This window comes from Shewanella algidipiscicola (genome assembly GCF_003605125.1).
Lineage (GTDB): Bacteria > Pseudomonadota > Gammaproteobacteria > Enterobacterales > Shewanellaceae > Shewanella > Shewanella algidipiscicola.
In genome coordinates, this window is record NZ_QPQT01000020.1 from 53,647 (window position 1) to 67,870 (window position 14,224).

Sequence of the window (14,224 nt, forward strand, 5' to 3'; positions counted from 1 at the left end):
TCCTTTTAAAACAAACCACTGGCTGCGCTCAGCTGGTTTATAGTCGCTTCCATGGCCGTAAATTGGGCCAAGTAAATTTGGTAACGTTGCTGCATATGATAATCGTGACGTTCCATGTTCTCGTTGACTCTGTCTATCTGGCCATCGAGGGTATCTTTTTTCAGATCCATCAGCCCTTTAAAGTCGGTAAAGGGCTCCATCACTTTCTCAAGCCTATCGACATAACTGCCGGCATCGGTAAACATGGCTTCGATGGCAGAGGCATCACCTTTCAGCGCATCGGTCAATTTAGTTTCATCGACTTTCAACTTGCCATAGCGGTCTAATTCAATGCCGATATCCGATAAACGCATGCCGTTTGGCGCGCTGGCAAATATCGAGTCACGCATCTGGCTTTGCAGTTGACGAATAGAAGAGTCCCCTTTCAAGACGCCGATTTGGCCCTCTTTTACCGTGGTTGCCACTTCATCTTTGTCATCTTTATCGTCTTTATCCTTCTTACTGTCTTCCTCAATCACCGAACTGCCCATCGAGCGAGTCAGCTGATTGATCTGCTGCAACATGGTATTAAAGGCGGCAACAAAGTCTTTCACCGCTGTCTCGGTACCTTCAAAATCTTCTTCGATTTTAACCCAGCTGCTTTCACCGGCGCCGTGAGTACTGGTTAACTCTAGGCTCACGCCATCGACCACATTTTCGAGGTAGTTGCTGCTACTGGTGATATCGATACCATTGAGCGTTAACTTGGCGTCTTGCGCCGCGCGGCGCTCAGTCATGCCAAAATCAACCCCATCAAGCTCAACGGTTAAACTATTAGCCAGCCCTGACTCGGTCGCCGACATCATTAGCTCAATTTGACCGCCCGTACGTACCAAAGAGGCTTGCATCCCTGGGTTATCTGGGTGCTTATTAATCACATCGCGTAACTGCGCCACCGTCATGGACGCACCACCATTAACCGTCGCAAGATCAATCTCTAGGCGCTGACTAGGATCGCTACCCAGCTGAATACTAAACACACCTGAAGCCGGCAATAACTCATCTTCTGAGGCATAAGTCTTGGTTAATTGCTGCGCCTGCGCCAACTGCTCAATATGCAGTTCATAATTTCCCTTAGGGGCATCGGCCGTCACCGTCGCAGTGGCTTTGTCGTCACTGACACTCGAGGTTTTACCCTTAAAGGCCTCAGTGTCGAAACTGGTTAACTTAGCCGTTAGTTTGTCCATACTTTTTTCAAGCAATTTATAGGCATCTAACTTGGCGTTATAGGTGTTAAGGTTGTTCTTATATAGGGCATCTTTTCCCGCACGCTCAACCATAATCAGCTGTTCGGAAAACTGCGCCGCACTCATACCTGAAATCATGAAAAAATCCTCTTATTGATAACCTTAAAGCAAACCTTGTACCAAGATTTATCTATTTGTTTTTAATCTATTTTTAAAAGAAGCGAGATCCTATTAGGTTAGGAGGCTTCCGTTGTTGTCACACAAAGGGAAGTAATGCTTCCGCGCCAATGCGCTCAGTGGGTAGCAACAATCGTTGTGGATAGCTCAAATAGGCGACCGAAACGGGCTGGAGCTGAAATAGGCAGGGGGAGAAAAGTCAATTTAAGGGGATAAAAAAAGGGGCCGCAGCCCCTTGATGGTTAAGGTGCTTACAATTAACGTAATAGACCCATAACCAAACCCGTGTTTTGGTTTGCAGAAGACAGAATAGTAGTACCTGCTTGCACTAACATTTGGTTCTTAGTCATATGTGCTGATTCAGTGGCGAAATCGGCATCCATGATACGACCAGCAGCCGCTTTCGTGTTTTCTGTGATGCTAGTTAAGTTAGCCGCAGTGTGACCTAGACGGTTGATGTTAGCACCTAGCTCAGAACGGGAAACACCCACGGCATCGATATACTTATCAACAGCAGTGATGGCTGCTGATGCTTTAGCTGTTGTAGTTAAATCGACAGCCGCTTTATCTATGACAACTGGATCTGTCATCGTAACAGATAGCTTTTCAGCAGTGCCCGCACCAATTTGGAAATCAACACCACCAGTTAGCTTAGCCATTAGATCGTTACCCGCGTAAGTGGTTTCACCCATAATACGCTCAGATTCTAAAATAAGTTGTTGGAACTCTGCATTAAGTGCCGTCATATCAGTCGACGAGTTCACGCCGTTGGCGGCTTGAGTGGCCAATTCTTTTTGACGGTTAGCGATGTTGGTCAACTCTTCTAGGGCGCCGTCAGCGGTTTGTAGCATAGAGGTAGCATCAGAAATGTTACGACCAGCCGTTTCCATGCCACGGATGTTGGCATTCATACGGTTAGCAATCTGTAGACCTGCCGCATCGTCAGATGCGCTGTTGATGCGAAGACCAGTAGATAAACGCTCCATAGCGTTAGTCAGTAGATCGTTGCTCTTATTAACCGCATTTTGTGAAACCAGTGACGCGTAATTAGTGTGAACTGAAAGCATGGGTATTCTCCAAGAAATTAAAATGTTTCATTGTGATTCACAATAGATAAGACGGCAGTGCAAAAGAAAACTGAAAATAAAAATCTAAAAATTTTTAAATAAATTGATCTAACCTGTCATTCGAGCGCCGATCGCCATAGCCGCTGTGGTGGTTATCAACCCCTCCCAAATAAAAAGATGCTAAGAAGACGATACAGAAAAAGCATAACGACACGGCGAGAGTCACCTCATTTTCATGAAAAAGCCGACCCTAGGGTCGGCTTAATATTCTCGCTCACTCATTGAAGTAAATGATCCCAGCAGAAATGGGCACAATTTAACCCAATAGCGCAGTCACTTGATCGCGATTGGCATTGCCCTGTGCCATCAATGACGTCAACTGGTATACAAAGGGTTGCGGCTGCATAAACTTTGCCAGTAGTTGTAACTCTGCCTGTGGCTGAATCGTCGCCATCGATGTCTGCATCTGGCTCAGTAATGCGGCGTGGGTGGCTAAGATCCCTTGGATCTGGGCATCAATTTTTTGTTGTGTCTTGGTTACTTTAGCTAAGGTCTGCTTTAAGTTGCTGTCGGCCTTAAAACCCCACTCGCGGGGATCTTGCAAACTAAAGCGCTCATCTAAATGGATATTACGCAGTTCGCCAGCGGGCAAACGTTGCCCCTCGCCCATCATGAGCAAGCCTTCTTGCACTTGTTGCCACACAGAGCTAGGCGCCTTAAACAAACATTCGCCATTGATCAATTCAACATTAAGCCCTAAAGGGGCGAGCGCATTAGCTAACACCTTATTAAGCTGCTGCCGATCCAAGCCGGCCGCTAAGGTCACATGTAATGAGCGCTGACCAAGCTGCACCAATATGCGCTCGTCACGTTGCTTAGGCACTGTTAAGTCGACCGAGCGCAACACAAAAGCGTGCGGTGCAGCAGGGGTTTGCGATAGCAGGTTAAAATGGTGATCGAGTAATAGTTGGCCACGATAATGGGGACGAATTTGGCTCAGACGTTGCCGCTCTTGCTCGGCTTGAAACAACGGCTGTTGACTCATCTCCCCAGAGCCTGAGCGAATAACACGGTATAACTGCTGGCGAATGTGGCTCAACGAGCTTGATGCCTGTTGCAACGCTTGCAATGCCACCTGAGAGGCACTCACCTGATGCTGCTCTTTGGTACTACTGGCCCAGCGGCCATAAGAAGCCAGTCGATGTTTAGGCAGGGCTCGAGTGGGTTGCGGCCCCTGCTGTACAGGGGCAACTGGCGCTGTATGGCTACTGCTAACAGTCTGATTCTGTCGTAACACATTGAGCGAATCACCTATCGCATTAACCATCTAACACACGCCTTATAAATGATTGAACAGAGTTAACTGACTCACCTGAACAAAAGTTTGCTGAGTCACTTTGAGGGCCGTGAGTTTAACATTAAATTCGGCGGTAGCGCTGGCATAATCTAGCTCTTGGGTTTCACCAATCACCTTTTTATTAAACAGCACCATCTCCTCGTGAGAGGTTTTCATCAACGACAGGCTGTTTTGCTTGCCCCCCATGTCGGTGATCGCGCTGTTAATACTATCTAAAGTATCGTTAAGCGAGGTTTGCATCGCATCGGCAGCCGTTGCAAAGGCAGCATCATCTGGCGCAAGCGCAGGATCGTTGAGCACCGCAATATAATCGGCAGTCTGATTTAAAATATCTTGGCTAGCGTTAGAGAACAGGAATTGCTCGGCCGTCACGTTGGCCGTCATCCATGATGAACCCGAGGTTTGCACCTCACGCTGGCTATTATCACCTTGGTAGACATAACGCCCGGCGGCATCTTGAATGATGGTCTGCTGCTCGGTGCGATTACCCGAAAACAGATAATTACCGCCATCATCCTTGGCATTGACGTTATCGACCATCGCCTCGAGCAACTCATCTAACTCTTGAGCATAGGCACTGCGATCTTCTGGCGATAGGGTCGAGTTATTGGTGGCGACGCTGATTTCTCGCATCCGTTGCTGCAGCTCAACCATGCCCGACAGATAAGTCTCTGAGCGGCCTAAGCTGGTGCTCAGTGAGTCGATATTGTTAACATACTGCTCCATCGAGGCTAAATCACGCTCATTAGCCATGACGCGCACCGCACCAATAGGGTCATCAGAGGGACGCAGTATCGACATTCCCTTAGATAACATCTGGTTCAAGCGAGCCAAATCCATAGTCGTATTTTGCAGACTGTGAATATTGTTAGTGTACAAATTTTGCATTGTCACGCGCATTTTTAGGCCCCCTTAAAAGCTGCTTAGCATGGTTTGAAACAGTTGATCGGCTGTCGATATGACTTTGGCATTGGCCATATAAGACTGCTGATAAATGATCAAGTTAACGCCCTCTTCATCGGGGTTAACACCACTGGTGCTGGCCCACTGAGACTGCGCATCTTTTTGTAACTCGACACTGGTCTTGGCATTAGCAATGGCTTGACGCGACGCCGAGCCTAACTGACCCACTTTGCTGCTAAAGGATTCAGAAAAACTGGTGCTCACACCTAAGCTGGTAAAGGCCAAATCTTTGTTGGCCAAGGCCACCAGCGCTTTTAGGTTGCTGTTATCACCTTGGGTGCCATCGGTAGCAAAAGCCAACTCTTCCGCGGTAAAACCATCTGTCACCTGCAAGCTGCCAGCGGGGTTCCCGGGCTGAAAACTAAATAGGTTTTGAGTGGGCGCAGCACCATTTAAAGCGGTACCGCCTGCCAACACAGCATTAAACTCATCGGCCAATTTAACGGCTAATTCATCGAGGTACGCTTGCGAGCTGGCTAACTCACTATCGCGATAATCGAGTAATGCCCCCATGCTGCCACCAGCCGAAGCTTCAAGGGTAAAATGGCTATGGCCAAAATTGATGTCGACATTGCTGACCAGCGGATTGGCCGGATCGGGCACAACTGATAATTTAGCCACGGTATTGCCCGACAACAAAGGTTCACCACGCGCTAGCGAGATGTTCACCATGCCTTTGTCATCTTCGATAACGCGTATATCGACAATGGCTGCCAGTTCGTCGATAGCCGCATCCCGACCATCTTGCAATGCGGCCGGCACTATGCCGCTGGCACTGGCGGCCTTTATGTCTTGGTTAAAACGAGCGATGATCTCCAGCTGCGCATTGACCTCTTTGGCCGAGGTACCAAGCTGACCTGTCACCTGATCGCGCTGAGATACTAAGCTATCGTTGATGCCGTTAATCATCTGAGTTAAGGCTTTCGCCTCGTTTAACACCCCTTGACGATGCGCAATCAAATTGGGCTGCTCCATCGCCGAGTTAAGCGACGCAAATAGCTGATCTAATCCGGCAGAGATATTATTGCCTTCTGAGCCAAAGACTTGCTCAGCTTGGCCTAAATAACTGCTGCGCACATTATCAAAGCCCACATTACTGGTGGTCTGCCACAGCTGCGCCACTTCATATTGATCTGAAATGCGCCTGATGCCATCGATAAACACCCCAGCGCCGCCGCCATAAGCACCACCACCCACAGAGCTGGTCATCACTTGCTGACGTGAGTAACCCGCCACCATGGCATTAGCCACATTATTAGAGGTTGCATTGAGCGCCGCCATACTGGCTAACAGCCCAGATTTACCTATGTTTAACATGCTCATTTATTGTCCTTAGCGTGCGGCGGCACAAAAAGTGCGGGCTGCATCGCTGTGGTTGTCATCTGTTGCGGATCATAGGCGACAGGATCGGCGCTCGACTTAAGCGCGCCAGACAATTGTTTAGTCATCACCTCAGACAAGCCCATGCCTTGCATCTGGCTCAAACGGCTAGCCAGTTCGGCATCGTGTAGATCGCGATATAAACCATCATTTTTTGACGACAACGGGCTCTCTTCATCGGCCATCGCATCGGAGGCTGAGCGCATCTGCTTTAATACGGTTTGCAAAAACTGCGCTTCAAACTGCTGGCTCACCACTTTAAGGGCTCCCAGCTCGCCATTGCTTTTAATCAGATCGCCAGCATTTAACTGGTTAAGATAACCGTTATTATTTTCAAGTTTCATTAGATCACCACTAGCTCAGCTTCTAGGGCGCCAGCTTCATCGAGCGCCTGCAATATGGCCATCAGATCCATAGGCGCAGCACCTAAACTGTTAACTGCCTTAACAATCTCTTCGATAGCAATGCCCTCTGGCCAGACAAACATGCGATTATCACCTTGCTCGACCGACACTTGGCTATCGTTGGTCACGACAGTTTCGCCATTATTGTTGCCGAAATAGCCACCATTAGGCTGGCTAACATTTTGCCCTTCAACTATGGTCACAGTCAGGTTGCCATGACTGACAGCCGCCTTGCGCACCACCACATTGCCCCCCATCACAACCGTGCCTGTGCGGCTGTTAAATACGATGCGTGGGCTGCGGCGTCCCTGCTCTATCTGTAACTCTTCGAGCATCGACATAAAGGTCACCCGCTCACGGCTCGACTTTGGCGCCTGTACTAGGACTTTGCCGTGGTTTTCTGCTCTTGCTACATTAGGGCCAAATAGCGCATTAACCGCGCGCTCGATATTGCGCGCAGTCTTAAAGCTGGGATCTTTAAGGTTAAGGATGATATCGGCGTTATCATTAAAGCTGCTGCCAATGGCGGCCTCAAGTAAGGCGCCATTGGGAATACTGCCCACGGTAGGCACATTGACGGTGATCGAGGAGCCATTGCGTCCCGATGCCGAAAAGCCACCGACCACTAAGTTACCTTGGGCCACCGCATAAATTTCACCATCGACGCCGCGCAGTGGCGTCATCAACAGGGTGCCGCCTTGTAAGCTTTTGGCATCACCCAATGATGACACTGTCACATCTATGGTCTGGCCTGGGCTAGACATAGGCGACACGGTCGCGTGCACCGCAACGGCGGCGACGTTTTTCAATTTAGGGTCGCTATTACCATCTATTTGCACGCCAAACTGCTTGAGCATGTTGACCACAGACTGGCTGGTGAATTTCACCTGCGAACGGTCACCGCTGCCATTGAGGCCCACCACGACACCATAGCCTACCAGCTGGTTGTCACGGATACCTTGTACATCGACGATATCCATCAAATAGCGCGACTGCTCAGCAGCGTTAAGCTGGGCACAGATAAACACTGACAGTAATAAACACAAACGTAGCATGCTAAAAATCCTTGCCTAAAGAGGGAACCATGGGCTGTTGAAATAACGAGACGCCCAACCCATTGCATTACTGTCGGCAATCGCCCCTTGGCCACCATAAATAATACGTGCATCGGCGATGCGCTGTGACGAGATAGTATTGTCGTTACCAATATCGTCGGCGCGGATAAGCCCTAGTAGGCGCAAGTATTCGTCGCCCTGATTGAGCCTGAGCCACTTTTCGCCGCGGATCAGCAGTGCACCATTGGGCAATACCTTGGCAACGGTCACTGTGATCGAGCCTGATAGCTGGTTTTGCTGGGTACTTGACCCAGTACCATTAAAACCACGTCCTAAAGACATATCGCCATCGGCGCCCATATTATTGGCGCCAATTGAACCACTGGAGCCCGCGGCCAGCCCAAAGGACATATCTTGCGCTTTGCTGGTTTTAGTGTCGGCTTTCTTGCTGGAATAGGTTTTTTCATCTAATGACACAGTCAATAGATCCCCTTCGCGAAAGGCACGCTTGTCTTTAAACAACGTCAGCATATAACCGGGACGATACAAGCTGCCATCTTTAGCATCTGGCAAACTATAATCTATCTCTGGCGGTGCCCATTCGGCGCCACCCGGCTTAGTTAACGGCTCTGGTATATGTGAAATACATCCAGATAAAAACAAGGTCATCAGCAAGTAAAACCAACGCATCATGCTTCCTTATAACGACTGGTTGAGGAACTTGAGCATATCGTCAGACGCCGATACCACTTTGGCGTTCATCTCATAGGCTCGCTGAGTCGAGATCATCTCAACCATCTCTTCAACTACGTTAACGTTAGCGCCTTCCAACGCGCCCTGACGCAAACCGCCTAACGCTTGGTCGCCAGCCACCCCTTCAACCGCCACACCCGAAGCCGCGGTTTCGCGGTACAGGTTATCACCACGCGCTTGTAGGCCCGCAGGATTGGTAAAGTTGATCAAGGTAATTTGGCCCAGCTCTTGCGGATCCGCTTGGCCTGCCATCTGTGCGTTCACTAACCCATCGGTAGCGATGGAAATCGATAGCGCATCTTCTGGGATCACTATGTTAGGCACTAACGGGAGCCCCTGAGAGGTCACCATCATCCCTTCGCTGCTGCGATAGAATTGACCATCACGGGTATAGGCTAATTCACCATTAGGCTCTTCCACTTGGAAGAAGCCGTTACCTTCAATGGCTAAATCCAGTTGTTGATTGGTGGTTTGCATATCACCCGTGGTGAAGATTTTTTGTGTCCCTACCACGCGGGTACCGGCACCGAGTTGCAAACCCGATGGCAGCTCGTTCATGGCATCGACTTGACCACCAGGTTGACGCTGCACTTGATAAAACAGATCATTAAACGCCACACGGTCACGTTTAAAACCTGTGGTATTCACGTTCGCCAAGTTGTTGGCGATAGTGGTCATTTTAGTATCTTGTGCCGTCAGGCCGGTTTTACTTACCCATAAAGCTGATTGCATGCTGAACTATCCTTTACACATTACGCAGTAGACGGTTGCCGACTTCGGCCAATTTCTCTGCGCTTTTCATTAATTTCACCTGAACTTCAAACTGACGGCTCAAATCCATTGAGGCGATAAGCTCGCTCACCGCTTGAACGTTACTGGCCTCGAGGAAACCACTCTTGACTCGTACCTGTTCGTCTTGCGGTAGATCGGCGCCATCACGGCGATACAAGAGACCATCTGGGCCTTTTTGCATTTGCGCCATATCGCTATTCACCAGCTTTAGTCGCCCGACTTCCTCAATCACTCCGCCTTCCGATGGCAAAATGCTGATGGTGCCATCTTCACCGACAAACAAGTCTTTATGTTCAGGCAATACCAGTGGCCCGTCGACACCCAACACGGGGCGACCGTCAACGGTCAACTGACCTTCACCGTCGGCGATCATGGCGCCGGCACGGGTATAGGCTTCGCCGCCATCGACCATGACACTGAACATGCCCTGATCATGAATCGCCATGTCCAATTTGCGACCCGTGGGGTTCACTGCGCCGCCCTGCTGGCTAAAGCCGCTGCTTTGGGTCAAGGCTAACACTCGGGTGTCAAAGCTACCTTGTGTGTTAGGGATCGCCATGGCGTTCACTCGCTCCAGATCGGCTTTAAAGCCCGTAGTCTCGGCGTTGGCCAAGTTATTCGCGCGAATGGTTTGTGCTTCCATAATACGCGTAGCACCGCTAACGGCTGTATACAGCATCTTGTCCATGTTGTTAGCCCTTAAATAGCGTTGAGTAAGGCTTGCTGCATGGTCGAGTTAACGTCCAACACTTTAGCGTTAGACTGGTAGTTACGCTGCGCCGACATCAAGTTAACCATCTCTGCGGTGGTATCGACGTTAGAGCCTTCTAAGTAGCCACCGGTAACGTTACCCATGGTGCCTGTAGCTGGCGCACCAAGAATAGCTTGGCCGGCACCGTTTGTGGCAACCCAAGCATTGTTACTGATAGGCTCTAAGCCATTTGGATTAGCAAAGTTAGCCAGTGCCACTTGACCCTGTAACTGCTCTTGGCCGTTGGTGTATGTACCATATAGCAAACCGTTGTCATCCAGACGCACGCCTTTTAAATCACCTGAGGTATAACCGTCTTGGTTCAGGCTAGAGTTGTTGTACGCCGCCGCATATTGGGTGCTCTTATCAAAGCCCACATCGAATGCCATCGCCGTCGCGCCATCTAAGATAGCGGGGTCGTTGATATTCATGGTCAAGGTCTTGCCTGCGGTTAGGATACCGTTAGAGTCAAAGGTCATGGTGTGGCCACCAGCAGGTGTCACATCCACGCCTTCCATCATGTAGTGCACACTCCACTCGTTAGGAGCGGTTTTAACATGATATTGGGTGAGTGCGTGTTCGTTACCTAATGAGTCATACACACTGACGGTGCTCGATGAGTGGTAGCTGTCCATGTTGGCAGGATCGAAAGGCACTAACGCAGGATCAATCACATCGACGCGGGCATCAAGGTTAGATACTAAGCCAACAGTGGTAGTGGCTTTAGCCGCCAAGGCTGCCGTTTGCACTTGCAGGTCGGTGGTGTTACCCGTTTGGATTTGACCTGTGGCGCCCACTGCATAGCCCTGTAAGCGGTTACCCACAGGGTCGACGATAAACCCTTGTGAATCCTGATGGAACATACCCGCACGAGCATACATACCGCCGCCATCAACGCCTTTTAGCACGAAGAACCCTTCGCCTTGGATCCCCATATCTAACTGGCGTCCAGTGTAAGTTAAGCTACCACCCTTGGAAAAGTTTTGGCTGGTCGACATGACGCTGACACCACCGGCTTGGCCGCCGTTATAGATGGCGGCGAACTCGCTGCGTCCACCACGAAAACCCACGGTAGATGAGTTAGCAATGTTATTACTGATGGTGTTGAGATCTTGTGTCGTGGCCTGTAAGCCGCTTAGTGCTATGTTAAATGACATCCTAATACCCTAATATAAAATAAATTTATGAAACTTCAGAAATGTTCAGCACTGAAATGGTGCCTAGACCATGGCCCATCTCGGCCATCATCATCCCTGATGCGCTCGCGAAATGAATTTTTTCGATCGGCGCTTTAATGTATGTGGGTGCCATTAACACCGACTCTCCCATTGTGGCGTTAGCCTTAAGTTCATATTTTCCTTCAGGCAAGCCTAGAGCCTCGGGGTCAATGTTAAAGGCAATATCGCCCTTAGATTGCGCGCCCAGCTTAACGGTTTGCACCACTTCGCCTTGCTCGTTGATCACCTCAATCTCTAGGTTTTCGACACCGTTTTCTAAAAACACTTTGCCTTCTACTGCTTCATTGCCTAGTTCAAGCCCAGAGGCTGGCACCATGGCACTCTTGCCAATCAAGGATGCCGATTGCACTATGCCTAAGTTCTCCATCATCACCATCTGGTTCGACTGGTTTTCGCGCATATACTCTAAGCTCTCCACCTGTGAGAACTGGGCTAATTGCGAGACATATTCGGCGCTGTTGATCGGTTTAGTCGGATCCTGATTTTGGATCTGAGCAATCATCAACGTCATAAATTCATTTTTGAGCGAGGCAGCATCATTGCCTGGTGCTTGTAATACATTAGCGCCCTGCTGCGCTTGGTTGTCCGTAGTGCGTCCGACTTCCATTTACTTGTTTCCTAATTGCAGTAAGCCCTGTTGCATAGAGCGGGCACGGTTCATCACTTCAACACTGGTCTCAAACGAGCGGCTTGCCGCCATCATGTCGGCCATCTCTTCAACGGTATTGACGTTCGAATACGCTACGTAACCTTGCTCGTTCGCAAACGGATGGTTGGGCTCATAACGCATATCCAGCGGCGCATCGGCTTGCACTATGTCGCTAATTTCCACCGAGGCACCGGCGGCTTTGCCTTCTTGCATCTGGTTATAGATAGTGGCAAATACCGGCTTTAACGCACGGTAAGCTTGCTCTGGCGACTCAGCAGCCGTACCTGCATTAGCCAAATTACTGGCCACAGTATTTAAGCGTATGGTTTGGGCATTCATGCCTGCACCCGCTATTTGATAGATTTCTCCAAATGACATAGGGACTCCTAGCGACCTTCGATAGCCGTTTTTAAGCCGGCAATTTTCATGTTAAGAAATGTCAGGCTGGTCTGATAATCCATCGCATTTTGTGAATATCTCGCCTGCTCTTTACCCAGTTCAACCGTGTTATTATCGGCAGAACTTTGATACGGCACGCGATAACCAATATCGTAGCGATTAGCATTGCTAGCACCTGATTCAATGCGAGCCATTACCTTACTGAAGTCTAGATCTCGCGCCTTATAACCTGGGGTTTCGGCGTTCACCAAATTACCCGCCAGCACCTTGCTTCTCTCTACCCTAAAGTTCAGTGTTTGGGGGTGGATCCCCAACGCCGTATCGAGGTTGATAGCCATCTCAATTCCTAGTAATGTATGCTCAACAATGTTAATGGCACTGAGTATCCAATTAATATGCCAAGTATTTTAAATCAAATTAAACAAACACTTAGATGTTGAAGCCTGCCGTAATCGGAAGCCTAACTTCCCTCTTCCTCTTAGGCGTATTCGGTTTACTTCCGCTACCTGTGTATAGCCAGACAGACACAGCTTCCGCCACCACGCAAATTGAGCAACAGATGCAGCGCTCAATCGAAACCCAACTGAGCCAATGGCAACAGCAACAGGCTATCGATAAGGTACAACATAAGATTATGATTCGGGTGCCCTCAGGGGCGGATAACCTTGAGCCTTGCCCGCAAAAAATCACCATAGACCCGCCCCAAGGCTTACCCTTTGGCCGAGTGCAGCGCAAACTGAGTTGCCCCTCTCTGGGTTGGTCTTTGTATGTCAGGGCAAAAGTGACACTGCAAGCCTATTTGCCAGTCGCCAACAGGAACTTGCAAAGAGATGAGATAGTGACATCTGCCGATCTGCACTGGAAAATGTTACCGCTGAAGGCCTCAGATCAAGATGTGATCACCCAAGAAGCCAACTTACTTGGCCAACAAGTGACCCGCAAACTGCGTAAAAATAAACCCATCCGCGCCGCCTATCTCGAGGCGCCACGGCTGATTAATGTCGGCGATGAGGTGATTATCGAGGCCAGCAGTGAGGGCTTTTATGCTAATATGCTCGGTGTCGCCTTAGATGTAGGCAAAGAGGGTGATGCTATTCGGGTGAAAAATAGCAGTTCAGGCAAGGTGATCACCGCCTATGTGGTGGCCAAAGGCCGAGTCCGCACTCAGTTTTAAGCTTATTAGATTGAAAAAATCACTAAAAAAGTTTTAGCGATGTCACAATCCGGTCGCTCATATAGAGTATCAAGCCGAATTATCGAGTGAGTACAATGGAAATCAATAAAATCAACAGCGCGATTGGTGCTGAGATTGGTGCCAAGAAGAGCAATGTTAATGCTCAAGCCACGCCAGCGCCTCAATCAGCAGCTACGCCTTTACCAGCCCAGCTATCCATCAGCCAGGATTGGCAGTCGCTTGAGCAGTCTCAGCAGGCACTACAGCAACTTGACGATGTGGATCACGACAAAATTGCCGCACTGCGTCAGTCGCTGCAAGACGGTAGTTTCTCACTAGATTTAGATCTGATTGCCGATAAGATGCTCAACCAACATGGATAAACCCCAAGTTGATAAGCGCTTGTTAGTGCAGACGCTGCTACGTGATATTCGCTTAGATGTGGATGATTACGGCCAGCTAAAAAGCATGCTTAAACATCAAAGAGAGCTAATGCAGCGCACCGACAACCAAGGGCTATCACTGCATAATACGCGTCAAACGGCACTGTGCGATAAACTCGCCCAACGAGCCGCTCAGCGTAGCAAGATCTTAATCCAACTTGGGTTTAAAGGTGATAGCAATGGCATGAAGCGTCTGCTTGCCGCCTTGCCGAATCAGCTGCGTCCGCAAATTAAAATTTTGTGGGACAACCTACAATTGTTGGTGACAGAGAGCCAGCAGGCCAATGAAGTCAATGGCCGCCTATTAGCATTGCAGCAAGAGACCCTCACTCGGTTGCTCAATCCTGATAGCCAGCATCAACAGATAGATTACGGCAACCACCTAGCTCGCTAACG

At 49.4% G+C, this 14,224-nt stretch carries 17 protein-coding genes; 3 read left to right on the forward strand and 14 right to left on the reverse strand.

Features of this window, described 5'->3' with window-relative positions; all coding sequences use genetic code 11:
* Nucleotides 1-5: 5 nt before the first annotated feature.
* From fliD to flgB, 14 genes are all read right to left on the reverse strand, one after another.
* Nucleotides 6-1,364, reverse strand: coding sequence for a flagellar filament capping protein FliD (gene fliD, locus DVO77_RS17790; RefSeq protein WP_119979247.1), 1,359 nt, complete (start codon nucleotides 1,362-1,364; stop codon nucleotides 6-8).
* A 296-nt stretch (nucleotides 1,365-1,660) separates the two neighbouring features.
* Nucleotides 1,661-2,470: a flagellin N-terminal helical domain-containing protein gene (locus DVO77_RS17795; protein WP_119979248.1), complete on the reverse strand. Its 810-nt coding sequence runs from the start codon at nucleotides 2,468-2,470 to the stop codon at nucleotides 1,661-1,663.
* Between the two features lie 316 nt (nucleotides 2,471-2,786).
* Nucleotides 2,787-3,797 (reverse strand): hypothetical protein, encoded by a 1,011-nt coding sequence (locus DVO77_RS17800; protein WP_119979249.1) that lies wholly within the window; start codon nucleotides 3,795-3,797, stop codon nucleotides 2,787-2,789.
* Nucleotides 3,798-3,809: 12 nt separating this feature from the next.
* Nucleotides 3,810-4,715: a flagellar hook-associated protein FlgL gene (gene flgL, locus DVO77_RS17805; protein ID WP_249038208.1), complete on the reverse strand. Its 906-nt coding sequence runs from the start codon at nucleotides 4,713-4,715 to the stop codon at nucleotides 3,810-3,812.
* 24 nt (nucleotides 4,716-4,739) lie between these two features.
* A complete protein-coding gene (gene flgK / locus DVO77_RS17810) occupies nucleotides 4,740-6,113 on the reverse strand; it encodes a flagellar hook-associated protein FlgK (RefSeq protein WP_119979251.1) in 1,374 nt (457 codons plus the stop codon).
* A complete protein-coding gene (locus tag DVO77_RS17815; protein WP_110458427.1) occupies nucleotides 6,110-6,514 on the reverse strand; it encodes a rod-binding protein in 405 nt (134 codons plus the stop codon). The genes flgK and DVO77_RS17815 overlap by 4 nt, the downstream gene beginning before the upstream one ends.
* Nucleotides 6,514-7,629: a flagellar basal body P-ring protein FlgI gene (locus DVO77_RS17820; protein WP_119979252.1), complete on the reverse strand. Its 1,116-nt coding sequence runs from the start codon at nucleotides 7,627-7,629 to the stop codon at nucleotides 6,514-6,516. The genes DVO77_RS17815 and DVO77_RS17820 overlap by 1 nt, the downstream gene beginning before the upstream one ends.
* Before the next feature lie 15 nt (nucleotides 7,630-7,644).
* Nucleotides 7,645-8,319: a flagellar basal body L-ring protein FlgH gene (flgH, locus tag DVO77_RS17825; RefSeq protein ID WP_110458429.1), complete on the reverse strand. Its 675-nt coding sequence runs from the start codon at nucleotides 8,317-8,319 to the stop codon at nucleotides 7,645-7,647.
* 9 nt (nucleotides 8,320-8,328) lie between these two features.
* On the reverse strand, nucleotides 8,329-9,114 hold the full coding sequence (gene flgG, locus DVO77_RS17830) for a flagellar basal-body rod protein FlgG (RefSeq protein WP_119979253.1): 786 nt from the start codon (nucleotides 9,112-9,114) through the stop codon (nucleotides 8,329-8,331).
* A gap of 13 nt (nucleotides 9,115-9,127) precedes the next feature.
* The gene (locus DVO77_RS17835; RefSeq protein ID WP_119979254.1) at nucleotides 9,128-9,862 is read right to left on the reverse strand and encodes a flagellar basal body rod protein FlgF; all 735 of its coding nucleotides are present in this window, start codon (nucleotides 9,860-9,862) and stop codon (nucleotides 9,128-9,130) included.
* A gap of 11 nt (nucleotides 9,863-9,873) precedes the next feature.
* A complete protein-coding gene (gene flgE, locus DVO77_RS17840) occupies nucleotides 9,874-11,082 on the reverse strand; it encodes a flagellar hook protein FlgE (RefSeq protein WP_119979255.1) in 1,209 nt (402 codons plus the stop codon).
* A gap of 25 nt (nucleotides 11,083-11,107) precedes the next feature.
* A complete protein-coding gene (locus tag DVO77_RS17845) occupies nucleotides 11,108-11,770 on the reverse strand; it encodes a flagellar hook assembly protein FlgD (protein ID WP_119979256.1) in 663 nt (220 codons plus the stop codon).
* Entirely contained in the window at nucleotides 11,771-12,190 is a 420-nt protein-coding gene (gene flgC / locus DVO77_RS17850; RefSeq protein ID WP_110458434.1) for a flagellar basal body rod protein FlgC, read from the reverse strand.
* An 8-nt stretch (nucleotides 12,191-12,198) separates the two neighbouring features.
* The gene (gene flgB / locus DVO77_RS17855) at nucleotides 12,199-12,549 is read right to left on the reverse strand and encodes a flagellar basal body rod protein FlgB (protein WP_110458435.1); all 351 of its coding nucleotides are present in this window, start codon (nucleotides 12,547-12,549) and stop codon (nucleotides 12,199-12,201) included.
* Between the two features lie 95 nt (nucleotides 12,550-12,644).
* Between flgB and flgA the strand changes: the two genes are divergently transcribed.
* From flgA to DVO77_RS17870, 3 genes are all read left to right on the forward strand, one after another.
* Complete coding sequence (gene flgA / locus DVO77_RS17860; protein ID WP_119979257.1) at nucleotides 12,645-13,385, forward strand: flagellar basal body P-ring formation chaperone FlgA; 741 nt, start codon at nucleotides 12,645-12,647, stop codon at nucleotides 13,383-13,385.
* 95 nt (nucleotides 13,386-13,480) lie between these two features.
* Nucleotides 13,481-13,768, forward strand: a complete 288-nt coding sequence (flgM, locus tag DVO77_RS17865; RefSeq protein WP_110458437.1) for a flagellar biosynthesis anti-sigma factor FlgM — start codon at nucleotides 13,481-13,483, stop codon at nucleotides 13,766-13,768.
* A complete protein-coding gene (locus tag DVO77_RS17870; RefSeq protein ID WP_110458438.1) occupies nucleotides 13,761-14,222 on the forward strand; it encodes a flagellar protein FlgN in 462 nt (153 codons plus the stop codon). The genes flgM and DVO77_RS17870 overlap by 8 nt, the downstream gene beginning before the upstream one ends.
* Nucleotides 14,223-14,224: the final 2 nt, after the last annotated feature.